The sequence below is a fragment of the Bradyrhizobium sp. MI1.10 genome (genome assembly GCF_055811035.1).
This window is the reverse complement of sequence record NZ_JBVVPN010000013.1, coordinates 153,293-174,669: the sequence shown is the minus strand read 5'-3', so window position 1 is coordinate 174,669 and position 21,377 is coordinate 153,293. Positions and strand designations below refer to the sequence as shown.

Genomic DNA, 21,377 nt, shown 5'->3' with positions numbered 1-21,377 from the left:
CGCTGGGTGTCGGCGCCGATCCTGGATGAAGGCCAAGCTCAGTCCGCCGCGGCAGTGCTGGCAAGATACGTCGGGGCGATTGTGCGATGAAGCAACCACGTTTGACGCTGCTGGGTTCGCGCGTCGGCAAAGCCGATCAGCGCCTTCAGCCAAGGCCTAAGCGTGCCGATCCGGTCTACTCGACACCGGAATGGCGCGCATTGATCGCCAACATCATCAATCACCGCGGTCGACGATGTGAGGACCCCGCGTGCAGAACGCCTGGCCGCACAGGCATGCGCGTGTTTGGCGACCACATCGTGGAGCTGCAGGATGGCGGCGCGATGCTCGACCAGCACAACATCATGCTCCGTTGCGGCAGCTGTCACACGCGGAAGACCAACGAAGAGAAAGCAAAGCGGATGGCGCGACGATGGTGAGGGGGAAGGGGGTATAAAAACGAACCAAATCAAACATCGAGGAACCGCATCTGGTGTTAGCCACAGACTTTCGAGCCCTGGGTGATCGAATTTCAAACGGACTATCAACGGAATTCAGACAGTACAACTTGGAGTTTATGAGAATGACAGCCTCCAAAAATGTCGGCCGTGGTGGCGCGCGGAAGGGAGCCGGCCGCAAGAAGAAGCCGAGCGCGCCGCGGATCACTGAGATTCCGGAGGTGAGCGGACAGAGTGCCGAAGCGCTGGCAAAGGCAGCGGTGGACATAGCCATGGCCACCCTGGTCCACATTGCCGTGAACGGAGAGAGCGAGGCCGCGCGGGTTTCTGCTGCCGAAAAGATTATCAATCGCGCTGCGGGCATGCCGAAGCCAGGGACGGCGCAGCAGCCCGATCAATCCGACTTCTTTGACGATGGCTGGGACGGATTGCTGGACAAAAAGCAGCCGGCTGGCCGGGCGAACTGAACTATGGAATATGACGATGACAATCTCGAAAGCTGTTACCGCTTTGCGGTCGGATATGCGCGCCCGTTAGCGCGTAAGCTCGATGATGCTGATCTGGCGACGCTGGCCACAATTCTCACCGACAAAACCCCGCGCCTGCGATTGGTTCTGCGCAGCACATTTTGCGATCAGGAGATCGGCGAGCTCGGCAAACTTTACGAAGGAACCGCGAACGCCATCGCCACCTCAATGGCGGCAGACTTAGAGCGATATCAGGCGAGCGCGTGGGCACGGGAGAGCAAGACTGGACTGGCCGCTGGCGCTAGTGAAAAGCGGCGCCTGATGTTTCGAATCCTTCAACTCGGGCGCGGCCAATGGATATCCGAACGCCATATCTGGGACGTCATCAACGCGGCAAAGAAACTTTAGGGTTCGCACGGCACCCCTAGGACCGTGCGAACGGTCTGGAGGCATGGTGGCTCGGTACAGGAGCACCAAATGGGAATCATCGGCGACATTGTTGGTCTGATCCGAAGGGACGTCGGCGACCACGACACGGTCGAAGGCGTAGAGCTTGCGATCGGCCGTTTGAATGCGGAGCGCGACGCCGCAAACGACGCGATAATCGCCGGGCGTGAGCGTCGCAACAAGCTCCTGCGCAGTGATGCATCCGACAAAAAAATTGCCGATCTCGATCATGAAATGGACAGCCATCGGCTGACGCTTGAGCGGCTGGAGCTTTTCGAGCCGGAGCTCCATCAGAAGTTAAGCGGTCTGCGCAGCGTGCGCCGCGTCCAGCAAGCGGCGGCGCTCCGCGACCAATACATCGCAGCAAGCCGGAAATTGGTCGAAACAATGCGGGTCGCGTTAAAGGCCTTCAACGCGGCTCGCGATGTCAGGCAAGAGGCAATCGAGAATGGCTTCTCAGCCGAGTTCTCGGCCTTTCCGCCTCTGATCAACATCATCGAAAAGGTGGCCATCGCCAACTTCGAGGGGGAGGTGGAACGGGCGGCGGAAGCCGCCGCCGGGCTCACGCCGCCAATGCCAGTGCAGCATCCTCGAAAAGCCTATGTACCGCCGCCGGCGCCAACGCCCGGCCACGGTGCTGGGCGTGTGTCCCTGGTCGACCGTGAGGAGCGACCAGCGCGGCCTGCGCGCGAACCTCGCATCGATATCGCCAAGTCGGGCGAGAGATTGATCCGCGTTGTCCGACCCGGGTTTGAAGCGCCGGACGGCGCGCAGTGCCAGCGCAATGACGTCATCGCGCTGCCCGAAAAAGTCGCGGAAACCGCGGTGCAAAATGGTGCCGGCGAATTTGCCGACGCACTGCCCAACCTCAAAAAGCTCGAAGGCTAGGCGACCATGACACTTCCGGCGCGAATGGGTAACGGCGTCCTCTGCGGACGCATCCACACCAAGATTGTTGAGCGGGGCGAAGTCGACCGGCCGCACACGCTCGATATTTGGACGGAGGTCTACGGTCCGCGTGGACGCCCCGGCGATCAATTGGTGACGATCACAATTGATCCCGCCGTCGAGGTGTATCCGGTGGACGTAAATGGTCAGCAGAGCGCTAGGGGATTGGTCGGAACAGCGACCGTTCCCGGAAATCTCGGAAACGCCTTGCTCGGGTTCGGGCTTTATCGCGGCTACGGGGACATTCCGGGAGCGCTCATCACCTTCGTGGCCAACGTCGCACCACCCGCACCGGCGTCGCCGGCCGATCCACTCATCACGATCGGAACCGTTGGCGCGACCGCCATCCGGGTGAATCAGGCGGCCGACCTCAAGGTTGCCTCCCCGGTGAACGTCACGCTTACGAACAACTATGTGCGGCTCGCCAATTTCCCGGTGCCAGTCGGCACCAGCCCGGGGACCATCCTGAACGGCCTGACAAAGGCGTTCTACAAGCCGGAAGCCGACGCGCTCGTCGTTGCGGGCGCCGGCACTTACGCGTAGGGGCGGCAATGACCAGCAAGAATTTCAACATCTCGATTTCCCGGTCTGCGGACGTTGGCCCGCTGAACGCAGTAGGCATCGCGACGCGCGAGGTGACCGACTATTCCGATGATATCGTGGTTGTGTCCGGTATGGAGACCCGCAACTCGGACGTGGTGATGTTGGCAAATCACGACGCGAGCAAACCGATCGGCCGCGCCAAGCTCCTGGTCTCGGGTAATGAGGTGAAAGCCTTCATCACGTTCGCTCCGGAAGGCACCACCGAAACCGCGGACGAATACCGGAAGCTCTGCAAGGCTGGAGTCCTGACTGATCTCAGCATCGGATTCGATCCGATCGAACGCGAGATGATTAACGGGGGTGGCTGGCGATACACGAAATGGCGCTGCCACGAGGTGTCCCTGGTTGCCGTGGGATGTAATCCTGCCGCGGTCATCGTGCAGCGCTCGCGCAATGGCGTGGACGCGGGCCGAGCCAAGCGTCTCCGCGACGTCGATTTTCTCAAACTGAAACATCCGCCGCAAACGCGTGCGGATCGCTTGCGGGAAGCTCGCTTGATCGAGATCCGCAGCCTAGCCGCCGTGAGCCCGCAACAATGACAGAGGCTGATATCCAAGCAATGGCGCCGATGGTTGATTCAAATCGGCCGACGCTCGCGGGGAATTTGACGGGTGAGTTCCTCGCATCCGCTCTTGAACGAAATCCCCTTTACCCCCGAATGAATGCCGCATTGATGCGCAGGGCTGACACGTCTGTCTGCGAATGCATCGACAGCGTGATCGCGCTCCTGGCTGATCTCGGTTTCGATCCCGACGACATTCGCGACTACCGCCGGGCTGCACTCCAGGCGTTTCGCGCCGCGCTGCCGGCGGCCAATCGCTCCATGAGGACACACTGAAAATGGCTACGGGCGTTTGCGTGGGTTGGACTGGTCGCGGCTATGGGTTCATTCGACCTGCGGAGGGTGGTGGCGACATTTCCGTCCACGCGCAGGACATCAGCAATCGCGATGTGCTGAAACAGGGCGACCAGGTCACGTTTGAGACTGTTTTCGACGACCGCCGCGGCAAGATGCAGGCGCGGAACGTCCGTGTGATGTGATGGAAGCATTGCCCCGGCCGCCATGAAGCATCCTGGCGATCGGCGGCTCTAATGAGGGGCGATGGACGATCAGTCTATGCCGCGGACGATAGATCAGAAGGAATTCGCTATGTGTGAACGAAATGAGGCCAGCAACGCCTCGAACATCTCCGGCAGCGTCAAGAATGCCCGCGCCATTGCCTTTAGCGACGGCGCGCTGTTCGACGATCGCTCCGGCTATGAGCCGCCGCCGATCGACGTCGCGACTGGTGGCGCTGCAGTTGCTGTTTCACTTTTGCCCACCTCAAAGGATGATGTCCGATGCTGACCGCCGCTGAAATCTGGCGTCCCTATCAGATCCCTGGTGTTCCCGCCTCCGGCCCGAATAGTCCGAAAAAATCCGAGATCGTTGCCTGGGGCACGCTATTCGAGACGCTGCTCGCCGGTGGTGGGCCGGGGCTTGGTTATGCCTCGAAAGTCGCGCTCGATGCTGATCTTGCGCATGCCGCCAATGTCACGGCGCTGGTCTATGGTGATGCGACCTCCGCAAACAACGGCATGTATGTCAAGCAAGGCGCCTCCGGAGCTGGCTCGTGGCTACGCATCGGCGACCTTCCGAACGGCATCGTCACTTTGTCGGTCACGGGCGGGACTGCCAATGCGCTGACGGTGTCGGCGCCGGAAACGCCGCTGGCTCCGGGCAAAAAGCTCTATCTGCTGACGCCGACCGCGAACAACACGGCGGCGACCACGATTGCGCTCAACGCCGGCACGGCTGTCGCCGTCAAGAACGCCTTCGGCCTCGATCTGGCGGCGAATTCTCTGGTCAACGGCCAGCAGGTGCTGATGGCCTGGTCCGTCGATCATTACCAGCTCTTGATCTCGGCGCAGGTCGATGCCTCCGCGATCCTGGCTGCGGCGGTTGCGGCGCAGAGCGCGGCGGCGGGCTCGGCCACCGCGGCGGCATCCTCGGCGTCCGCGCTCGCCAACCAGGTGCATCAGTACGACACCCGCGCGCAGGCGATTGCCGCGACCATCCCGGTCGGCGTGCAAGCGGTCAAGGTGACGCGCTACGCCGCCGGCGCGCCACTGTCTTACGCGACCTATATCCCCGGCACATCCACGGGCCCAATGGCATTTCAGGAGGCCGCGGGTCATTGGTGGCAACTTGACCTGTCCGGAGGCGTTATCGATGTCGCATGGTTCGGCGCAATCGGCGATGGTGTGACAGATGATTTGACCGCGATCACTGCTGCAATTGCAGCGGCAGGCTGGCGCGGCGTCATCGCGCTGAATGGCGGCATCTTTCACTGTTCGGCCGAGCCGTCGAACCCGAAGGGCGTCTATTTCTGCGGCTCCGGATACATCGAGATACCCGAAGCGGTTACAGGGCGCGCGCGGCGATGGAACACGCGCGGGGAGCAATTCCCGATCGTTGAAGGGAAGGAATATCTCAACATCCTCCATGAAATCTTCCGTACCGGAAACGCCTCCGGGACGAAGATGGACTTCATGGGCGACAGCACGATTATCGGCAACGGAATCACGGATACGAATTACGTCCTCTCGACGCTCATCCAGAACAATTTGTTGCTTCACGGCTTCGATTGCCAGTTCACCAACCGGGCGGTTGGTGGGACGACATCCGAAGATCTCCGGACCACGCAAATCCCGGCAAGCATGGCGATCTCTCCCCACGTCGCCATCATCGGAACGGGTATCAACGATGTTTATCTGCGTGGGCCGAACCCTGGCGTGAACACGGAGGCTCAAGCTCAAGCGGCGGCCGAGCTGGTGCGGGTGTCGCTTGACGCGGCTCTTGCGACTTACAGGGGCACATTCCCCGTGACCCGCACGGCTATCATTTTGAAGGTGCCAAACATCGCGACGCTGACGCTGAATGCGCGCGACGAGCGGTACCTCGAAACGATCTCTCCGATGTACCGGGAACTGGCGAGAAAATATCAGTGTGTCTTCATCGACACTTACCGGGCATGGCGCTTTGGCCGCGGGCTCAACGCGACCTCAGCGGTCGGCGTGCCGTGGCTTGATACGCCCTATGGCGCGAACGACGGCGGTATCCACCCGCTCGAATCCTTCAACATGCAGATCGCGGACCTGATCACGCAAGTCATTCTGCCGGAAACGCTACGGAGGGCTGTCAGACCGAGCCTGGCGCAGCTGAACACCGCGCTGACATTCCAGAATGGATGGTCTGCCGTTGCGGGACAGTCGTTCCGGGCTCGCCGTCGCGGGCAGAATGTTCAACTGGAAGGCACCATTGTTCCTGGGACGAGTACTACTGGGACGATCATCACCACCTTGCCCACCACGATGTGGCCGGCCCGCAGGCGCTTCTTTGGCTGCACAACGAACGCGACAAACCAATCTCCGGCTATGACTTACGTCGAGACGGACGGCACTGTCAGAATGCAGGCTCTGCCTTCGGGAGCCACCCAAGTCGTGATGGAGCACATCAACTACATTGTCGGCGACTAGCGGGGCGCGATGTGAGACCTCCTGACAGATGACCAAGGGCACGTATTACCGCGGCATGTGGGCGGGCGATTGTGACGAAGTGGGACAGAAGCTATGACACAGGCAACGGTCAACTGGACGGCTCGACCCGTTGAAGTCGATTCTGGAGTGTGATGCTCGGTGTGGAATTTAGCAGTCAAGGACTGGCAGGACAGAATCCGCAAAGGCGAGTCGCTCGTGCCGCAGCTGCCTCTGCTCGACCAGCTCGCTGCACAAAGAGCAGTGAACATTTTCGATCGCCTGCGCTTGCCCGACGTTCCTGGAAAGCCGCTACTGAGGGATGCTGCGGGCGATTGGTTCCGCGACATCGTCCGCGCGTTGCACGGTTCGATTGTCGGCGGCGAGCGAATGGTGCGCGAACCGTTTTTACTTACGCCGAAGAAATCGAGCAAGACGTCGAACGGCGCGGCGCTGATGCTTACGTCGCTGCTGATCAACGTGCGTCCGAACGCCGAATTCCTCCTGATCGCCCCGACGCAGCCCATCGCCGAGATTGCCTTCAACCAAGTCGAAGGCATGATTGCAGCAGACGCGCGGCTTAGCCGGCGCGACATGATGAGAGTGCAACCGCACCTTAAGAAGGTCACATGGCTAGAGACTGGCGCCACGCTTCAGGTTAAGTCATTCGATCCTAACGTGCTGACGGGCGTCAAGCCGGCCGGCGCGCTGATGGACGAGCTGCACGTGGTGAGCACTAACGCGAACGCTGACCGCGTAATCGGCCAGCTTCGCGGTGGGTTGATATCCCAGCCGGAGGGGTTCCTGACGTTCATCACCACGCAATCCGAGCGCCCGCCGGCCGGTGTCTTCAAGGCCGAGCTGGACAAGGCGCGGGATATCCGCGACGGCAAGCGCGAGGGCGCGATGCTGCCGATCCTGTATGAATTCCCGGACGATATTGCGAGCGACCCGGAGAAGTGGGGCAATCCGGAAAATTGGCACATGGTGACTCCGAATCGAGGCAGATCGATCACCATCGAGCGGCTTGTGGAGGACTGCCAAGCCGCGAAGGATACCAGCGAGGAGGAATTCCGCCGCTGGGCCAGCCAGCATCTCAATATCGAGATCGGCCTAGGGTTGCGGTCTGACCGTTGGATCGGCGCCGATTACTGGGAGCGGTGTGGCGACCCCGTGGTCACGCTCGAGGGGTTGATCGAGCGCAGCGACGTTATCGTTTGCGGGATCGATGGCGGGGGGCTCGATGATATGGTTGGCTTCGCCGCGATCGGCCGCGAAAAAGGGACGCGGAAATGGCTGCACCACGCTCGCGCGTGGGTTCATGGCGGGGTCCTGGAGCGCCGGAAATCGATCGCACCGGTGCTGCGGGATCTGGCGAAAGCTGGAGATCTGACGATTGTCGACCGCATTGGCGATGACGTTGAAGAACTGGTTTCGATCATTCAGCGCCTCGACCAGGCACGGAAGCTGCCCGGCGAGAACGCGATCGGTGTTGATCCGATCGGCATCGGGCAGGTGCTCGACGAACTGGCGGCGCGCGGGATCGACAACAATGCCAAGAAGCGGATCGTCGGCGTCGGCCAAGGTTGGCAGCTAGGACGCGCTATTAAGACGCTGGAGCGGCACTTGGCCGACGGTTCATTTTCCCACGGCGGGCAACCGCTCATGGCCTGGTGCGTCGGCAATGCCAAAGTGGAGCAGCGTGCTAACGGCATCCTCATAACAAAACAGGCGAGCGGGACGGCAAAGATCGATGCCTTGATGGCGACGTTCAATGCGACGGATCTGATGTCGCTCGATCCCGCTTTGCCGGGGGGCGGACCGTCGGCTTATGAAACAAAGCCGTTGTTGGTGGTATAAATGGATGAGTTAGATGGGTCCCAGATCGAAGCGCAGCTGAGGCTTAAAGCGACGTATTGGCGTCAGGAGGCCAGGCGCTTCGCCGGCCGGCCGGAAGAGCGGTGGTGCATCGATTATGCCGAACATGCCGAGACGCTGGCAGAGCTTGAGCGACTAAAAGCGTTGGACTAAGCAAAACGGCTTATGCAGCAGAACGAGTCCTGGCATCATCCCCGTCCCTGCTGCTGGTCTGCTCCGAGCCCCCATTGCTCGCAAACCCATATTGCTAGGTCTTTCTGAGCAAAATTCCGCACGCGATCGAATAAGGGATGGTCCTTCATCCATTCCAAGAGGGTCTCACGGGGAGTGTCTTTGTAGACAGAGTAGAAGAAGTCTGCCAATTCCGCCGCGCCTTTGACTGGCTTCGTAACGTTCTGAACCACTCCGAAGAATGTCTCAGGACTCCGGCGATAAACGGCCACTTCCTGGGGTGTCATTGGAGATTCAACAGGAAAGTTCATTCTGTTTAACGCAAAGATGCCAAGCATTTTGCCTTGGTCTGGCATCGCGCACGCGCTCTGCAGCGCGGCAATCACCTCAGCGCCGTTCGGTCCTGGGACAAGGTACTCATTGCCGACCAGCCATCGGGGAAATTCGGCAGGGCTGTAGACAAATTCTGGGGCCTTGCCATCGAACGTGGACGGCGGCTCACTGTGAACGGCCATAGACTGCATCAGTGCTTGCATTTCCGGGTGGGCTTCTCTCGCGAGGATCTGATCGCGAAAGGTGATGACGCCTCGCGGCTGAAACGTCGGAATCTTGAACCCGAGCGCACCAATCAACGGCGCTCCTTCCAGCGATGTAAGGTTGTAGTGGAATGGCTGGTTCGTCAGAAACAAATACGCCGACGGAGCGGGTGCGCCTTTTATTCTGAGAGAGCTTTCGGCTTCCTCGACCTCCGAAAGAACCTCGGCGAGAATTTGATCCTCATGATCGACGATCAGATTTGGCAAGTTCAAGTCGACAAAAACAACACGTGACCACGGCAGGTCTTTCTTGAGCGCCTGTGACAGCTTGTTCTTTAGCTTGATCTGCTCCTTCAACGTGGTCTCTGGCCGCAACGGCGCAGATCTGGTCTTCACCTCAACAGAGAAGCGCCGTCCTGTCATAGGATACGTGGCGACAAATTCAGCATGATGGCCAGATTGAAGGTCGTCCTCGTACTCCAGCATGAAGCCAGCTTTGAGGAAAGACGCTGCGGCATTTGTCTCGGCCACCGTCGCTAGAAAGCCCTCAGACCGGAGCAGTCGCGCGACAATCCGGCTAAACAGCGGCTTCTCGTACTGCTCGTAGTGATGCTCGATCAGATAGAGGTTGTACGCAAGCGAAAGAATGCTTCGAAAACCATTGTTGATTGTCCTGGATGTAACGGTTCCGGGCGGTGGCACGGGGCCGGCGTTGCGCATAGCGGAAGCCCACTGTCCGATCAAATGACCATCCGCTCCCCTACGCATTTCGTTTGCGATCCACGATCGCCCCATGCGTTCTGCTAGGTAGTCAAGCAAGAAGTCAGTGAACGTTTGCCAGCGGCCGATCATGAGAGAGCGGCCGATAACTAGGGCAATGCCGTCCTTGACCTTGTAGAATTGTATAGGCTTGCCGAGCCCCTGTTGGGCCTGACGATCGCGCATTTCTGCCTCGCGCCGGCGGCGCAGGACTTCGCTTCGCTCGTCTGCCCCGTGGCGCCCGTGACAATGCTTAAATTTCTTGCCAGAGCCGCATGTGCAAGGCGCGTTTCTCTTCGTCATCCGCTATTCGAAAACCATCTCATAAAGCATGGTATGGCCGGGCGACTCTTCGAATGGGACTGCGTCCTCTTGAGTGAGTGCCGCGGCAAAGATGTCGTCCCCGGAAAGCCAAGCTCTCTCTGCGTCTGGCGTATTTAGCGCGATGTGGAGGGCGCTGTTGAGCTCGTAGCAGATGTGCGGAAGACCCGCTCCCTTTAATGCGACAGAGAGTGCAGTTGAGTAGGCATCGCGCCCCACGATGTACATCATCGGCGTGGGAATATCCTCATCGGTGACGTTATTATATGACCGACGACAAATCTCTGCGTCGCCGGACGACGCGAGCCGGCAAAACAAGGGGCGGTCCTGGTAAACGGAGCATTCATCAGCATTGAGGAGAGGACACGGGTGGGGATTGTACGGTCGTTGCTCGTGGGAAAACGACTTGGTGAATTCATGCGCCTCAAGCACGCGAGTGCCGGCCTGCGTCGACAGACGCTTTGCAAGAAAGAGGACTTCGGGTGCCGTGGCGCTCACCCAAATGTTACAGCAGTGTGAGCATCCCCGACCGCAAGCGATGGGAATGTCGGCCATCGCCGATACAGTCAAATCGATTTTTGAGAACAAATACTCCATCGTTGCATCGACGCTGAAGCTCTGCTTGGCGCGACCGAGATGGCCATGAATCTGTCGCGATAGCTCTGCAACGATGAACTCGTTGAGCTCGGACGGGTCGATCCCGCCTGCGACGACTTTTGGCGCTTGCTTTTTCGCTAGCCTACGTTGGTTTCGATCCATGGCGCAGAGATTCCCATCAGTTCATTCTAGAGTGGTTAGTGCAGCGACAAGAAGCTGCCTTGCTTGCCACAAAATCATGTCGGTCATCTGAGGGCGCGCTCAGCAGCCAAGACGCAGAGTGTCTGCGGTCCCATAACGACGACTGATTTGGTGAAGTCGCATAGGCGGCCAACCTGAAACACCGAGCCTTGCGCCCCAGTATTGATGGCAATGACGTCGCCGCGCCGACAGCTGCGCGCCACTGCAGCTATCTCGGCATCGCCGGCGCCACCTTGAAAAGGATCTGCGCTGCTGATCGGCAATAGGCTGGAGGGTCGGGTGTTGCCTTCGGCGCTGCTGTTGCCGCTGGCGTTGCCTGTCCATAGGCGGCTGTCGCGTAGATCATCGAAACAAGCAGAGTTGCTGGTCGAATCATAAAGTTTGCCCCCAGTCCCGGAGCTGATCCAACCGCAACCACCGCGCGAGATCAATAGATTGCGCGCGTAAAAAGCCGAAAATTTGGGAAAAATATGCAGGCTTGTGAGCGAGGTGAAGCAGCCTCGGTCATATTCGTCTCCGGTTACGTCACCTAGTGACGTACCGCCCTCAGGAGGGGCGGCGCGCCAGATCAGTGGAAGGCGATCGAGACCTTCCCGGACATGATAAGCCCGAAAACCACGCCTAGCAGCGCGATGACGCCGCCTACCACCCAAATCGCGCCTTTCACAAAAGTGATGGCGTCCTTGACTTCGCCGATCTTCTTGCCGTGTCCCTCAACGTCGGTAACTAGGCGCTCGACCTGAGACGTAAGTTTGCCGAGCTCATGAATGACGAATCGTATGTCGGACGTGGGGTGCAAATCCCGAGGCGTCACTGCTGGGAAATCGATGGGCACCGTAACCGGCGCTGAAGTATCCGGCGGGCCGGCCGGCTTCTTAGCCACCAGTAGCCTCCCACTTCGCCTTAACCCAGTCCCAAATGTCCGTGGTTGCGCGGCCGTAGTAGCTCGCGATCTCGAGCACCATTACCGTACCCACAGGCGACGCAGCAGGATCCTTAGGGTTCGTCACGCCTAGCCTGGCCGAGACTTCTTGTGCTGTGCCTTTGCCTGCAACCATCCAGTTGTGGTTGGCGAGCTGCTTATTCGCCTCAGGATACGCCCGCGCGACTGCGCCCGGCAGATTCTGCTGAGCGACTTCGTTTTGCGGAAGGAGAACAAAGATGGGCATAAAAACTCGTTAGCGGCGCTCAGTTAAGATCGAATTTAGCGACGACAAGGCAGATGACTCCGAATCCCTACCGCCTGTCAATGGAACCCGCGCTGCCCGCGCAATGGCGTGAATCTGTAACGCCGAACGCGCCGAAGCGCCCCGAAAGGGGGTGGATTTTTTAACGCAAATCAGATGTGGTGGTCGGCGGAGCGTGACAACTCCCGCCAAAGGCCTTGCCGGGCCTGTTTGGTACCAGAGCGATGGCAGGGCGATCCTTGCCGGGATCATCCATCGCCATCGAAGCGAACGTGCCGATAGCCGTCGGCGCGACCGGCGCAGTATGCCGGGAGAGCGGCGGCTATACAAGACCCTTCGGGGAAAGGCCGTCGCGCATCGTCTCTGGCGGTGTTGTCACCCTCCCGGCGCCAGCGCTGACCGCTGGCACCCGGCCGTGACAAGCCGGTAAATCCAGAGAACCACCATGAAACCATCCACCAAGAACGCCGCTGTGGCTGCGCAGGAGCCGTTTGCGGCGCTTGCGGCCGCCGCCGCAAGCCCGGCCTGGCATCAGGCCATCATACGACTCGCTAATGCCTCTGAACGCATCGCCTTTCGCCTTGAGGCGTTCATGGGCACGCCAATCGACGGCGGGATGGCTCCCCATGCTCGACAGCTCGTCAAGGACCTGATCGACTTCCTGGACCAGCTCGACGCCGATCCCGACCTTGAGCCAACCGCTGGCGGCTCATGCGACGACGAATGCGAGTTGCCCGATGATGCCGAACCGAGCCTCGGCGCACTCGATCGCGCTCTTGATCAGGTCCGGTGGGCAATGGGCGGTAGCGACGACGAGGAGCGGGACGATGTCGACGACGAGCCGTCCCTTGGCAGCCTGGACCATCACCACAGCCAACACGCGTGGGCCGCGGGCGGCCGGCGCGACCTGGAGCTCGACCACGCCGGATCAGGCATTGGCGACCGTGACGGCTTGCTCGAGCAGGTCGGGACGCAGGACTGGCAGCATACGGTGATGGCATGACCAAGCATCTTGTCGACAACGCCATGGACATGTTCGTCGCCGAACTTTCCCGCATCGACAACATGGGCGCCAACCAGCGGCTAATCTTCACCCTGCCGTCGATTGAGGGTGATGGTTTCGCCAATGTTCAGATCAAGCTGATCGTGCCGGCCGACTACATGGCTAAGCTCGGCGCCCTGATCCTGGGGGCCGTCTGCGGGGACGGCGAGACCGCGCTGGCACTGTTTGATGTTGAACCGGGTGCGAGGGCTAACTGAATGCGCCGCGTTTGACAGTAAGAGAGAGGCCCGCCGGTTCACGCCGGCGGGCTTTCGACTGCTCCGCCTGCCCAAAGTGTGGCAGCCATTCCCGATTGAACCTGTGGGCGAGCTGGGGACAACGGAATGAACGGCTGAGAATGTGACTTTGCGCGCCTAAACCAGACTAACGCCAAATCAGCAACACGGAGTCTCGCAAATGTCTATTGGACCGCACAGCGTGAAGCCCGCCGATATTCGGAAGACGGTCGATGTTCTAATTGCTGCCGGGCTCGAAATCCAGCGCGTTGAGGTCGAGCGCGGCGGCAAAATCATCGTCACCACCGGCGCTAGGACTCCAACGTTCGACAATGCTGCGGTGGCGGCGAGCTGATGGCCGTGTCATTGGAGCATGCTCAGCTACTTGCGAAGGTGCAGCTCGATGCCATGGATCATCGGTCCGTCGCGGGGTTGCTGTCGCCGGAGCAACGTAAATTGCTGAAGCGGTGGATCAAGAAGCGTGGCGAGCCGACGCTGACGGAATTCGAAGCAATCCGGCTGATCGTCGAAGCGGAGCTCATCTCGAAATGATCTCCGACGCCAAAATTGACGAAACGACGCCGCTTCGACTGTCGGTAGCGGTCAAGATAGCCTTTCCCGCGGGCGGGATGACTGTTTCGGGTTTGCGCCGCGAGATATCGAAAGGCAGGCTGGTGCCGGAGACCATCGCCGGCAAACAATTCGTGACACTGCAGGCCATCAACCACATGAGGGAACAATGCCGCGCAGAGCAAAGGGAGCGCGCCTCTGGCTCGAGCCCGAGGAACGCGACGCGGAGGGGCGGCTCGCCCGCCACTCCACCTGGGTTATCCGAGACGGAAAGAACAAGGTCCGCACGGGCTGCGCTCGAGCAGACCGCGAAGGCGCTGAGCAAGCCCTCGGCGACTATATCGCCAAGAAATATACCGTCCCGCGAGACCGCGGACGTCATCCCTCTCAGATCCTAGTGCTTGACGTGCTGAACATCTACCTGATCGACAAGGCGCCCAAGCATTCGGATCCGACCATCACCAAGGCCCGCGTCATGACGTTGGCCGGCTGGTGGGGCGATAAGACGCTGGCGGACGTCAATGGCACCACCTGCCGGGAATACGTGGCTCACAGGACGGCGCAGCCGCGGCGCGCGGCGAAGCCGGATGTCACCGGTAATCCCGCGCGGATGGTGACAGCCGCCGGTGCAAGGCGAGAACTTGAGGATCTGCGATCGGCAATCAACCACCACCGCACCGAAGGACTCTGCTCGGAATTCGTCGGTGTAGCACTGCCGGAGAAAAGCGACCCAAAGGAAGACTGGCTTACCCGGTCAGAGGCGGCGCGGCTCATCTGGGCAGCCTGGCGGGCGCGCCAGAAAATGGGCGAGGGCATCACAGACCGAGATGTAGGTCGCCACGTCGCCCGTTTCATGCTCGTTGGCTTCTACACTGGCACGCGACATGGCGCCATTTGCTCTGCTGCCCTGACACCGGCCGTGGGTCGCGGCTACGTCGACACTGATAGCGGTGTTTTCTACAGGCGTCGCCAGGGTGCGCGGCAAACCAATAAGCGGCAGCCGCCAGTCAGGTTGCCGTCGCGATTGCTGGCTCACCTGCGGCGCTGGAAACGCCTTGGCATCGCTCGCCACGCGGTAGTCGAGTGGAACGGTAAGCCCGTGGGGTCGGTACGAAAGTCGTTCGCGGCCGCTGCCCGAGCGGCCAAAATTGATCGCCATATCACGCCGCACATCTGCCGCCACACCGCGGCGACATGGGCGATGCAGCAGGGCTCCGACATCTGGGAGGCGGCTGGCTACCTAGGTATGAGCCCCGAGCTCCTGGAGCGGGTGTATGGCCACCATCATCCAGACTTTCAGAGCGACGTTGCGGCCCGAATGTCGGGACAGAACCGGGACAGAAAACCCGTGAACAAAACGGCACAGACCGCCGTGAACGACACGAAAAACATCAAAAATTCAAGAGGTACAAAGTGAAACGGCGCGTTCGGGACGCAGGGGTCGCAGGTTCGAATCCTGCCACTCCGACCATTCTTCCAAAAGTCGACGTTTTCCTAAGGCTCGTTCCCAATGGCTTGGCGGACCGGCCGCCGGCGCCCGGGAGCGCCTTCTTGCAACGATTTTCGGGGCGGGTCCACGGCCGATTTGGCCGGGCAGGGCGGCTTGTGTGAGCGGCATGGCTCGGCATTTGCCGATATCAATGACTCGGCGTTGTAAGCTAGGTCAGAGGACTACCGCCGCGCCACCAGCACGCCGATCATGAATGCCACCATCAGCGCCGGCAGCGGCGCCTCGCGCACCATGCCGCGAACGACGTGTGTCCAATGTTGCTCCGGGACGAGGTTCGGCGACCTGATCTCCGGCGTTGGCGTGATGCCCCATTCCGACGCTAGCTCTGCGACCTCGCTCGATGCGAGCCGCACGCCATCGCGGACGCGGAAGATCGCTGCGTCGGATCGTTCGCCTGGTGCGAGCGCCATCAGCGTCGCGACGGCTGTGCGCAACGTCATCTCGCCGTAGCCTTGCAGCCTGACCGATTCCTCGGGGTCGGACGTCATCGCAAATACCTCACAGCGCCAAATGCTCTACAGCGCGAAGTGGCGCGCGATGGTGAAGGCCATCGTCGCGCACAGGACCAGCGTGGATACCGCGCCGGCCACGCCGCGCACGAGATCGGCCCGCGTCAGGTGCCTGGTCATGATCTTGCTCCATGCTCGGCATGGCAATGGCGGGGAGGCGGCGTTGGTTCCTTGCGCGACGGGCGAATCGCGAACCGCGGCTATTTCCGCAGCAGCTCGCTCAGTGCGGCCGTCGCCTCGGCGCAGCGGATATCGTCGATTTCGCGCGACAGGCTGAGGGCGCTCGATCTGAGCTCTTCGACTTTCCAGCTCTCGGGGTGCTGGGTCTCGAGTTGACCGAGCCGCTTGTTCAGATCGTCCAATCTGGTCTGCAACTGCTCGACGCTGGCAGCCCCGTTCACCACCCAGACTCGTTGCGCACGCATCGTCGTTCCCCTGCTCGTCTCACGGCGTTGTGAGAGGGGTTCGTGGCCGCAATGGGAGTTTCTTTTGTCCGGCTTCAGACGGACGGGAACCGTTGCAGATCGGCAACGGGAGTTCCTTCGTGTTAGCGTGCGTCTGGAGCTCGGCCCGTCGCCGCATCAGGCCGCGCGCGGCCACTCGGTCGATTGCTTTTCAAGCCGGCTTTCGAGAATGGCGACGCTCACCCGGATATTCTCGCGCCGAGCCCGCAGGTTGTGCGCGAGCATGGGGTAGGCGACGTTCTGGGGATCGCAGATTCCAGCCTTCCGCTCTTCCTCCAGAATGTCGGCGTCGATCATTCGCAGGCGCCAGCGCAGGTCGGAGATCAATGCGTGGAGCTGTGTCGACATGGTCGCTTCGAAACGGGACGTCGGGTGCATGATCGCCTCACGATGAGACAGACCCACTGCGGGTCTGAGGGATTTGACTGCCGTGCAGCAAGCGGAATGCCAGTGGGCGGCTGAGCGTCTCGCGCGATTGCTCGACGGCGCACCGGAACGATTGCCACTTTTTCCCGTTGCTGCAGGGGCCTCGACAACGAGGCGATCGAGGGACCCATGCCGCTCATCCGCTATTTCGTCTTCACCGGCGGCGCTCTGCTCGGCCTCCTGTACCTCGCTGACTACTACCTCGCCGGCCCCGTAAGCGCCGCCGCCGAAACCGGACCGGACCTCTCGATCGCCCGAATTCATTCTGCACAGACCTGGCCGGAGAAGATCGTCTTCGACACCAACGTGCGACAGATTCCGTTGACCAAAACTGTGGCGTCAACGTCAGACGCGGCGGCGCCAGTCGCGCCGGACGGTACGCGCCAGGCATTTGCCATGGCGGCGCAGCCCGCCGCGGAGCCCAGGCAGGCCAAGGCGGCCTCTCCGAACAAGCGCGTCGCGGAGCGGCATCGTCGCCGCCAGCCGTCGCCCATGGCGGCGCGCGGTCAGTTCTTCAACGAGCCCGTTGCCGCAGAATGGTGAGTGGCGCTCTGCAATTCATCGTCGGCGCTTCCCACGTGACGGGCGGGCTGCCTCTCGGTTGGGCACCGTGCCGGACAGCGAGGCTGTGCGCGCGACGCATCGCGCGATAGTCTCTGCCGCAACCTGACCAGGGAAGCGGACGAGGGAAAGATTCGTGGCGAGATTTGTAACTGTTGCGGCCGGCCAGCTTGGCCCTGTGGCGCGGACCGAGACCAGAACCGCGGTCGTGGCGCGCCTGATGGCGTTGATGCGCCAGGCGCACGCAAACGGTTGCGACCTGATCGTCTATCCCGAGCTCGCTCTGACCACGTTCTTTCCGCGCTGGTATTTCGAGGACCAGGCCGAGATCGACAGCTTCTTCGAGCGGGAGATGCCGGGGCGGGAGACGAGAGGCCTGTTCGATCTCGCGCGCGAGATCGGCATCGGATTTTACCTTGGCTATGCCGAGCTGACGGTCGAGGCCGGAATGGTCAGGCGCTACAACACCTCGATCCTGGTCGAGAAGAGCGGCGCCATCGTCGCGAGATATCGCAAGGTTCATCTGCCCGGGCATGCCGAGCACGAGCCCTGGCGCGAATTCCAGCATCTGGAAAAACGCTATTTCGAGCCCGGCGATGGTTTTGGCGTGACCGAGGCCTTTGGCGGCGTGATGGGGATGGCGATCTGCAATGACCGCCGCTGGAGCGAGACCTATCGGGTGATGGGCCTGCAGGGCGTCGAGATGGTGATGATCGGCTACAACACGCCGGTGCACAATCCGCCCGCGCCCGAGCATGACGATCTCTCGCTGTTTCACAATCATCTGGTGATGCAGGCCGGCGCCTACCAGAACGGCACCTTCGTGGTCGGCGTCGCCAAAGCGGGTGTCGAGGAGGGCGTCGACCACATCGGCGGAAGCTGCGTCATCGCGCCCTCCGGCGAGATCATCGCGCGATGCACGACCAAGAGCGACGAGATCGCGCTCGCCCGCTGCGATCTCGATCTCTGCAACTCCTACAAGCGCACCACCTTCAATTTCGACGTTCACCGTCAGCCGCAGGCCTACGGGATGATCGTCGAACGGAAGGGCGTGACCATGATGGCGGATGGAACGCCGGTGCGAACGACGGGGTGATCTCCTGTAGCCCGGGTGAGCGTAGCGATACCCGGGGCCGCTCGCGCGGCGTTCGCACCTTCCCGGATTACGCTTGCGCTCCATCCGGGCTACGGGACTTCCTGTGTCGCCCCCTGTCAGTCCGCCGCCGCTTAGAGGCGATGCTATCCCGTGCTTCGCTCGGAATTGGCCATGTCGCGGCAGTCAGGCGCAACAATCTCAAATGTCGTCCTGGCGAAGGCCAGGACCCATACCGCGAGGTCAAGCGATTTGACGCGGTATCAATCCCACCGAACGAATGTCCGCCAAACCCCTCCCTGGATAATGGGTCTTGGCCTTCGCCAGGACGACGCCTGAGCCATCAGTTTGATCCGTGATCTCATCACAACCAAGTGTCTTTATTCGGAAACAATCATTCCCTATTATCCCGCAATGCAAAAGACCGCCCGCAAATCCCAGCCGATTGCCCGTCCGCCCGGTCGTCCCCGGGAGTTCGACATGGACACCGCGCTCGACAGGGCCGTCCGCGTGTTTTCCGAGCGCGGTTATCATGCCACCTCGATCGGCGATCTCACCACGGCGATGCGGCTGGCGACCGGCAGCGTTTACAAGGCATTTCGCGACAAGCATGCGGTGTTTCTCGCCGCCTTCGAGCGCTACGTGGCTCTGCGCCAGGAGCAGACGCGTAGCGCGGCGGCGAAAGGCGCCAATGGCCGCGAGCGGCTGCGCAACATGCTGCTGTCGTATGTAGAGCATTCCCAAGGCAGCGAGGGGCGGCGCGGCTGCCTCGTGGTCGGCAGCGCCGTCGAATTGTCCGCGGTCGATCCGGTGGTCGCCGCCCTCGTCAGCGCGCGGCTGGAAACCAACGAAGGCTTCATCGCCGGCCTCATTCGCGAGGGGCAGGCCGACGGCTCTATACCCCGCCATGTCGCCGCCGATGACACCGCGCGGCTGATGATCTGCATCACGCAGGGCCTGCGCGTCGTCGGCAAGGCGCGCCTTTCGCTCGACGGCAAGCGTCTGGTCGCTGTCGCCATGAAGCTGCTCGCCTGAATTTTTTGTCATATTAGGGAACAAACGTTTCCTATAGTTCGGAGACTGTGTGAATGACGATGAATGCCACGATCGAGACCGCGCCGGATCCGGATGCAGTGTCGCAGCTCCTGACCTTCGTGCTTGCCGCGGCCTGTGGCATGGTCGCCGCCAACATCTATTACGCCCAGCCGCTGATCGCCCCGATCAGCGCCGCGCTCGGCCTGTCGCATGAAGCGGCGGGGCTGATCGTCACCATGACGCAGATCGGCTACGGCGTGGGGCTTCTCTTCATCGTGCCGCTCGGCGACTTGGTCGAGAACCGTACCCTGATCTGCTCCGTCATCACGCTCGGCGCGGCAGCCCTGCTCGCCGCGGGGTTCGCGTCCCACGCGCTGCCTTTCCTGATCGCCGCGCTGTTCATCGGGCTCGGCTCGGTCGCGGTGCAGATCATCATTCCCTATGCGGCGCATCTGGCGCCGGCAGCCATTCGCGGCCGCGTCGTCGGCAACGTCTCGACCGGCCTGATGCTCGGCATCATGCTGGCGCGGCCGGTGTCGAGTTTCGTCACGGCGATGCTGTCGTGGCACGCGGTGTTCTTCTCTTCGGCCGCGCTGATGATCGTGCTCGCAGCCGTGCTCTGGATGACGCTGCCGAAGCGTAAGCCGGTCGCGCGGATGCATTACGGCGAGTTGCTGCTGTCGATGCCGCATCTGGCGCGGACCACGCCGCTGCTGCGCCGCCGCGCGCTGTACCAGGCCAGCCTGTTCGGCGCCTTCAGCCTGTTCTGGACCGTGACGCCGCTGCTGCTCGCGAGCGAGTTCGGCTTCACCCAGAGCGGCATCGCGCTGTTCGCGCTCGCCGGTGTCGCCGGCGTGTTCGCGGCGCCGATCGCGGGGCGGCTTGCCGATCGCGGCCACAGCCGCATGGCAACACTGGTCGCGCTGCTGCTCGCGGCCGTGGGTTTCCTGATCACGCATGTCGGCGCGGCCGGATCGGTGCTGAACCTCGCCTGCCTGGTCGTGGCCGCGATCGCGATCGACATCGGCGTGCAGGGCAACGTCGTGCTCGGCTTCCGCGCGATCTTCGCGCTGGGGCATGAGCACCGCAGCCGCCTCAACGGCCTCTACATGGCGACGTTCTTCACGGCGGGCGCGGCGGGCTCGGCGGTCGGCGCCTGGGCGTTTGCGCAAGGCGGCTGGACGCACGCATCGGCCATTGGCCTCGCGTTGCCCGTCGCAGGGCTGATCTATGCGGCCACCGAGTAGCGGCCGCGGTGGTCCAGATTGCGCGATTCGGCCCGTTTACCAAGGCCGTCCGGCCGGCAATTTCCACCTCGCAGTTTCCCTGCCGCTGTAGTACTTTGGTCGCAAGCGAGCCTGGTTAACGGGCGGCAGGGGGAGGCTGATGAGGCGTGCGGGGCTGGTTGGCGTACCGCGGGTACGACCATGGTCGTGGCAGGCGTTTCTGCTTGGATTCGTCGTTGTCGCGATGTCGGCTGCGCTCCAGGGCGTCTGTGTTGCGCTCGGCGCAAAACTTTATTTCGCGGCGTTCCTACCCAGCCTGTTCGTGCTCGGCATTGTCGCGGGCGCACCGGCGGCGGCGTTCGCCGCGGTGCTTACAATTCCGCTGGTGTGGTGGGCGTTCATGCCGCCCTTCTTCGAGTTCAATTCGCTGACCAGCGCGCATGCCGATTCCATCAAGCTGTTCTGTCTGCTCGCCGTGCTGGTGATCGGCCTTGCCGATCTCTGCCGTGCGACGATGGCGATCATCAGCCGCGGCGGGTTGAAGCCGCGGAGCGAGAGCGCGGCAACGAATTCGCAATAGATCGGCCTTGCGCGGTCGCGCACGTTGCGCGCAGGCAACAGTCCGGAAACCATTCGC

The 21,377-nt window shown here is 61.6% G+C and carries 29 protein-coding genes and 1 pseudogene; 22 read left to right on the top strand and 8 right to left on the bottom strand.

Annotation, left to right across the window (positions count from 1 at the left end; all coding sequences use genetic code 11):
- Positions 1-86 precede the first annotated feature (86 nt).
- From AC0L3K_RS16155 to AC0L3K_RS16100, 12 genes are all read left to right on the top strand, one after another.
- Positions 87-419 carry an HNH endonuclease gene (locus AC0L3K_RS16155; RefSeq protein ID WP_473366343.1) on the top strand — a complete coding sequence of 111 codons (333 nt, stop codon included), beginning with the start codon at positions 87-89 and terminating at the stop codon, positions 417-419.
- A gap of 53 nt (positions 420-472) precedes the next feature.
- Positions 473-904 (top strand): hypothetical protein, encoded by a 432-nt coding sequence (locus tag AC0L3K_RS16150; protein WP_473366342.1) that lies wholly within the window; start codon positions 473-475, stop codon positions 902-904.
- Between the two features lie 3 nt (positions 905-907).
- A complete protein-coding gene (locus AC0L3K_RS16145; protein ID WP_473366341.1) occupies positions 908-1,312 on the top strand; it encodes a hypothetical protein in 405 nt (134 codons plus the stop codon).
- A gap of 69 nt (positions 1,313-1,381) precedes the next feature.
- On the top strand, positions 1,382-2,239 hold the full coding sequence (locus AC0L3K_RS16140) for a hypothetical protein (RefSeq protein WP_473366340.1): 858 nt from the start codon (positions 1,382-1,384) through the stop codon (positions 2,237-2,239).
- Between the two features lie 6 nt (positions 2,240-2,245).
- Complete coding sequence (locus AC0L3K_RS16135) at positions 2,246-2,842, top strand: hypothetical protein (protein WP_473366339.1); 597 nt, start codon at positions 2,246-2,248, stop codon at positions 2,840-2,842.
- Between the two features lie 8 nt (positions 2,843-2,850).
- Positions 2,851-3,441, top strand: a complete 591-nt coding sequence (locus tag AC0L3K_RS16130) for an HK97 family phage prohead protease (protein WP_473366338.1) — start codon at positions 2,851-2,853, stop codon at positions 3,439-3,441.
- On the top strand, positions 3,438-3,740 hold the full coding sequence (locus AC0L3K_RS16125; RefSeq protein ID WP_473366337.1) for a hypothetical protein: 303 nt from the start codon (positions 3,438-3,440) through the stop codon (positions 3,738-3,740). Before AC0L3K_RS16130 ends, AC0L3K_RS16125 begins: the two co-directional genes overlap by 4 nt.
- 2 nt (positions 3,741-3,742) lie before the next feature.
- The gene (locus AC0L3K_RS16120) at positions 3,743-3,943 is read left to right on the top strand and encodes a cold-shock protein (protein ID WP_473366336.1); all 201 of its coding nucleotides are present in this window, start codon (positions 3,743-3,745) and stop codon (positions 3,941-3,943) included.
- A gap of 61 nt (positions 3,944-4,004) precedes the next feature.
- Positions 4,005-4,250 carry a hypothetical protein gene (locus tag AC0L3K_RS16115; protein ID WP_473366335.1) on the top strand — a complete coding sequence of 82 codons (246 nt, stop codon included), beginning with the start codon at positions 4,005-4,007 and terminating at the stop codon, positions 4,248-4,250.
- 305 nt (positions 4,251-4,555) lie between these two features.
- Entirely contained in the window at positions 4,556-6,421 is a 1,866-nt protein-coding gene (locus AC0L3K_RS16110) for an SGNH/GDSL hydrolase family protein (protein ID WP_473366334.1), read from the top strand.
- A 159-nt stretch (positions 6,422-6,580) separates the two neighbouring features.
- A complete protein-coding gene (locus AC0L3K_RS16105) occupies positions 6,581-8,278 on the top strand; it encodes a terminase large subunit (RefSeq protein WP_473366333.1) in 1,698 nt (565 codons plus the stop codon).
- Positions 8,279-8,449 (top strand): hypothetical protein, encoded by a 171-nt coding sequence (locus tag AC0L3K_RS16100; RefSeq protein ID WP_473366332.1) that lies wholly within the window; start codon positions 8,279-8,281, stop codon positions 8,447-8,449. It abuts the gene before it with no gap.
- Positions 8,450-8,484: 35 nt separating this feature from the next.
- Here the strand turns inward: AC0L3K_RS16100 and AC0L3K_RS16095 are convergent, their stop codons facing one another.
- The 5 genes and pseudogenes from AC0L3K_RS16095 to AC0L3K_RS16075 form a co-directional block, all read right to left on the bottom strand.
- The gene (locus tag AC0L3K_RS16095) at positions 8,485-9,948 is read right to left on the bottom strand and encodes a hypothetical protein (RefSeq protein WP_473366353.1); all 1,464 of its coding nucleotides are present in this window, start codon (positions 9,946-9,948) and stop codon (positions 8,485-8,487) included.
- A 51-nt stretch (positions 9,949-9,999) separates the two neighbouring features.
- Positions 10,000-10,065, bottom strand: a pseudogene (locus AC0L3K_RS16090) (SEC-C metal-binding domain-containing protein); the annotation flags it as partial.
- Between the two features lie 3 nt (positions 10,066-10,068).
- On the bottom strand, positions 10,069-10,842 hold the full coding sequence (locus AC0L3K_RS16085; RefSeq protein ID WP_473366331.1) for a YkgJ family cysteine cluster protein: 774 nt from the start codon (positions 10,840-10,842) through the stop codon (positions 10,069-10,071).
- Positions 10,843-11,449: 607 nt separating this feature from the next.
- Positions 11,450-11,764 (bottom strand): hypothetical protein, encoded by a 315-nt coding sequence (locus AC0L3K_RS16080; protein ID WP_473366330.1) that lies wholly within the window; start codon positions 11,762-11,764, stop codon positions 11,450-11,452.
- Positions 11,757-12,050 (bottom strand): hypothetical protein, encoded by a 294-nt coding sequence (locus AC0L3K_RS16075; RefSeq protein WP_473366329.1) that lies wholly within the window; start codon positions 12,048-12,050, stop codon positions 11,757-11,759. The genes AC0L3K_RS16080 and AC0L3K_RS16075 overlap by 8 nt, the downstream gene beginning before the upstream one ends.
- A 463-nt stretch (positions 12,051-12,513) precedes the next feature.
- On the opposite strand from AC0L3K_RS16075, the gene AC0L3K_RS16070 reads away from it, so the two are divergent.
- From AC0L3K_RS16070 to AC0L3K_RS16050, 5 genes are all read left to right on the top strand, one after another.
- Positions 12,514-13,071: a hypothetical protein gene (locus AC0L3K_RS16070; protein ID WP_473366328.1), complete on the top strand. Its 558-nt coding sequence runs from the start codon at positions 12,514-12,516 to the stop codon at positions 13,069-13,071.
- The gene (locus AC0L3K_RS16065; protein WP_473366327.1) at positions 13,068-13,328 is read left to right on the top strand and encodes a hypothetical protein; all 261 of its coding nucleotides are present in this window, start codon (positions 13,068-13,070) and stop codon (positions 13,326-13,328) included. Before AC0L3K_RS16070 ends, AC0L3K_RS16065 begins: the two co-directional genes overlap by 4 nt.
- A gap of 220 nt (positions 13,329-13,548) precedes the next feature.
- Entirely contained in the window at positions 13,549-13,701 is a 153-nt protein-coding gene (locus AC0L3K_RS16060) for a hypothetical protein (protein WP_473366326.1), read from the top strand.
- On the top strand, positions 13,701-13,898 hold the full coding sequence (locus AC0L3K_RS16055; protein ID WP_473366325.1) for a hypothetical protein: 198 nt from the start codon (positions 13,701-13,703) through the stop codon (positions 13,896-13,898). The genes AC0L3K_RS16060 and AC0L3K_RS16055 overlap by 1 nt, the downstream gene beginning before the upstream one ends.
- Positions 13,899-14,085: 187 nt before the next feature.
- Positions 14,086-15,333, top strand: coding sequence for a tyrosine-type recombinase/integrase (locus tag AC0L3K_RS16050; RefSeq protein ID WP_473366324.1), 1,248 nt, complete (start codon positions 14,086-14,088; stop codon positions 15,331-15,333).
- 254 nt (positions 15,334-15,587) lie between these two features.
- Here AC0L3K_RS16050 and AC0L3K_RS16045 read toward each other — a convergent pair whose 3' ends face one another.
- The 3 genes from AC0L3K_RS16045 to AC0L3K_RS16035 form a co-directional block, all read right to left on the bottom strand.
- A complete protein-coding gene (locus AC0L3K_RS16045; RefSeq protein ID WP_219678648.1) occupies positions 15,588-15,914 on the bottom strand; it encodes a hypothetical protein in 327 nt (108 codons plus the stop codon).
- A gap of 221 nt (positions 15,915-16,135) precedes the next feature.
- Positions 16,136-16,360 carry a hypothetical protein gene (locus AC0L3K_RS16040; RefSeq protein ID WP_007594875.1) on the bottom strand — a complete coding sequence of 75 codons (225 nt, stop codon included), beginning with the start codon at positions 16,358-16,360 and terminating at the stop codon, positions 16,136-16,138.
- A gap of 156 nt (positions 16,361-16,516) precedes the next feature.
- Entirely contained in the window at positions 16,517-16,696 is a 180-nt protein-coding gene (locus AC0L3K_RS16035) for a hypothetical protein (RefSeq protein ID WP_371261319.1), read from the bottom strand.
- Between the two features lie 258 nt (positions 16,697-16,954).
- Between AC0L3K_RS16035 and AC0L3K_RS16030 the strand changes: the two genes are divergently transcribed.
- From AC0L3K_RS16030 to AC0L3K_RS16010, 5 genes are all read left to right on the top strand, one after another.
- Positions 16,955-17,368, top strand: a complete 414-nt coding sequence (locus tag AC0L3K_RS16030) for a hypothetical protein (protein ID WP_473254353.1) — start codon at positions 16,955-16,957, stop codon at positions 17,366-17,368.
- A 154-nt stretch (positions 17,369-17,522) separates the two neighbouring features.
- Entirely contained in the window at positions 17,523-18,482 is a 960-nt protein-coding gene (locus tag AC0L3K_RS16025) for an N-carbamoyl-D-amino-acid hydrolase (RefSeq protein WP_473254352.1), read from the top strand.
- 411 nt (positions 18,483-18,893) lie between these two features.
- Positions 18,894-19,514, top strand: a complete 621-nt coding sequence (locus AC0L3K_RS16020) for a TetR/AcrR family transcriptional regulator (protein ID WP_035993264.1) — start codon at positions 18,894-18,896, stop codon at positions 19,512-19,514.
- Between the two features lie 53 nt (positions 19,515-19,567).
- On the top strand, positions 19,568-20,761 hold the full coding sequence (locus tag AC0L3K_RS16015; RefSeq protein ID WP_473254351.1) for an MFS transporter: 1,194 nt from the start codon (positions 19,568-19,570) through the stop codon (positions 20,759-20,761).
- Positions 20,762-20,900: 139 nt separating this feature from the next.
- Positions 20,901-21,320, top strand: coding sequence for a hypothetical protein (locus tag AC0L3K_RS16010; RefSeq protein ID WP_007594853.1), 420 nt, complete (start codon positions 20,901-20,903; stop codon positions 21,318-21,320).
- Positions 21,321-21,377: the final 57 nt, after the last annotated feature.

What these genes read in the sequence shown, in the direction of transcription:
- AC0L3K_RS16155 (WP_473366343.1), top strand. Translation starts at nt 87, where the DNA reads ATGAAGCAACCACGTTTGACGCTGCTGGGTTCGCGCGTCGGCAAAGCC.
- AC0L3K_RS16145 (WP_473366341.1), top strand. Translation starts at nt 908, where the DNA reads ATGGAATATGACGATGACAATCTCGAAAGCTGTTACCGCTTTGCGGTC.
- AC0L3K_RS16140 (WP_473366340.1), top strand. Translation starts at nt 1,382, where the DNA reads ATGGGAATCATCGGCGACATTGTTGGTCTGATCCGAAGGGACGTCGGC.
- AC0L3K_RS16135 (WP_473366339.1), top strand. Translation starts at nt 2,246, where the DNA reads ATGACACTTCCGGCGCGAATGGGTAACGGCGTCCTCTGCGGACGCATC.
- AC0L3K_RS16130 (WP_473366338.1), top strand. Translation starts at nt 2,851, where the DNA reads ATGACCAGCAAGAATTTCAACATCTCGATTTCCCGGTCTGCGGACGTT.
- AC0L3K_RS16125 (WP_473366337.1), top strand. Translation starts at nt 3,438, where the DNA reads ATGACAGAGGCTGATATCCAAGCAATGGCGCCGATGGTTGATTCAAAT.
- AC0L3K_RS16120 (WP_473366336.1), top strand. Translation starts at nt 3,743, where the DNA reads ATGGCTACGGGCGTTTGCGTGGGTTGGACTGGTCGCGGCTATGGGTTC.
- AC0L3K_RS16115 (WP_473366335.1), top strand. Translation starts at nt 4,005, where the DNA reads ATGGACGATCAGTCTATGCCGCGGACGATAGATCAGAAGGAATTCGCT.
- AC0L3K_RS16100 (WP_473366332.1), top strand. Translation starts at nt 8,279, where the DNA reads ATGGATGAGTTAGATGGGTCCCAGATCGAAGCGCAGCTGAGGCTTAAA.
- AC0L3K_RS16095 (WP_473366353.1), bottom strand. Translation starts at nt 9,948, where the DNA reads ATGCGCGATCGTCAGGCCCAACAGGGGCTCGGCAAGCCTATACAATTC.
- AC0L3K_RS16085 (WP_473366331.1), bottom strand. Translation starts at nt 10,842, where the DNA reads ATGGATCGAAACCAACGTAGGCTAGCGAAAAAGCAAGCGCCAAAAGTC.
- AC0L3K_RS16075 (WP_473366329.1), bottom strand. Translation starts at nt 12,050, where the DNA reads ATGCCCATCTTTGTTCTCCTTCCGCAAAACGAAGTCGCTCAGCAGAAT.
- AC0L3K_RS16070 (WP_473366328.1), top strand. Translation starts at nt 12,514, where the DNA reads ATGAAACCATCCACCAAGAACGCCGCTGTGGCTGCGCAGGAGCCGTTT.
- AC0L3K_RS16065 (WP_473366327.1), top strand. Translation starts at nt 13,068, where the DNA reads ATGACCAAGCATCTTGTCGACAACGCCATGGACATGTTCGTCGCCGAA.
- AC0L3K_RS16055 (WP_473366325.1), top strand. Translation starts at nt 13,701, where the DNA reads ATGGCCGTGTCATTGGAGCATGCTCAGCTACTTGCGAAGGTGCAGCTC.
- AC0L3K_RS16050 (WP_473366324.1), top strand. Translation starts at nt 14,086, where the DNA reads ATGCCGCGCAGAGCAAAGGGAGCGCGCCTCTGGCTCGAGCCCGAGGAA.
- AC0L3K_RS16045 (WP_219678648.1), bottom strand. Translation starts at nt 15,914, where the DNA reads ATGACGTCCGACCCCGAGGAATCGGTCAGGCTGCAAGGCTACGGCGAG.
- AC0L3K_RS16040 (WP_007594875.1), bottom strand. Translation starts at nt 16,360, where the DNA reads ATGCGTGCGCAACGAGTCTGGGTGGTGAACGGGGCTGCCAGCGTCGAG.
- AC0L3K_RS16035 (WP_371261319.1), bottom strand. Translation starts at nt 16,696, where the DNA reads ATGATCGACGCCGACATTCTGGAGGAAGAGCGGAAGGCTGGAATCTGC.
- AC0L3K_RS16030 (WP_473254353.1), top strand. Translation starts at nt 16,955, where the DNA reads ATGCCGCTCATCCGCTATTTCGTCTTCACCGGCGGCGCTCTGCTCGGC.
- AC0L3K_RS16020 (WP_035993264.1), top strand. Translation starts at nt 18,894, where the DNA reads ATGCAAAAGACCGCCCGCAAATCCCAGCCGATTGCCCGTCCGCCCGGT.
- AC0L3K_RS16015 (WP_473254351.1), top strand. Translation starts at nt 19,568, where the DNA reads ATGACGATGAATGCCACGATCGAGACCGCGCCGGATCCGGATGCAGTG.
- AC0L3K_RS16010 (WP_007594853.1), top strand. Translation starts at nt 20,901, where the DNA reads ATGAGGCGTGCGGGGCTGGTTGGCGTACCGCGGGTACGACCATGGTCG.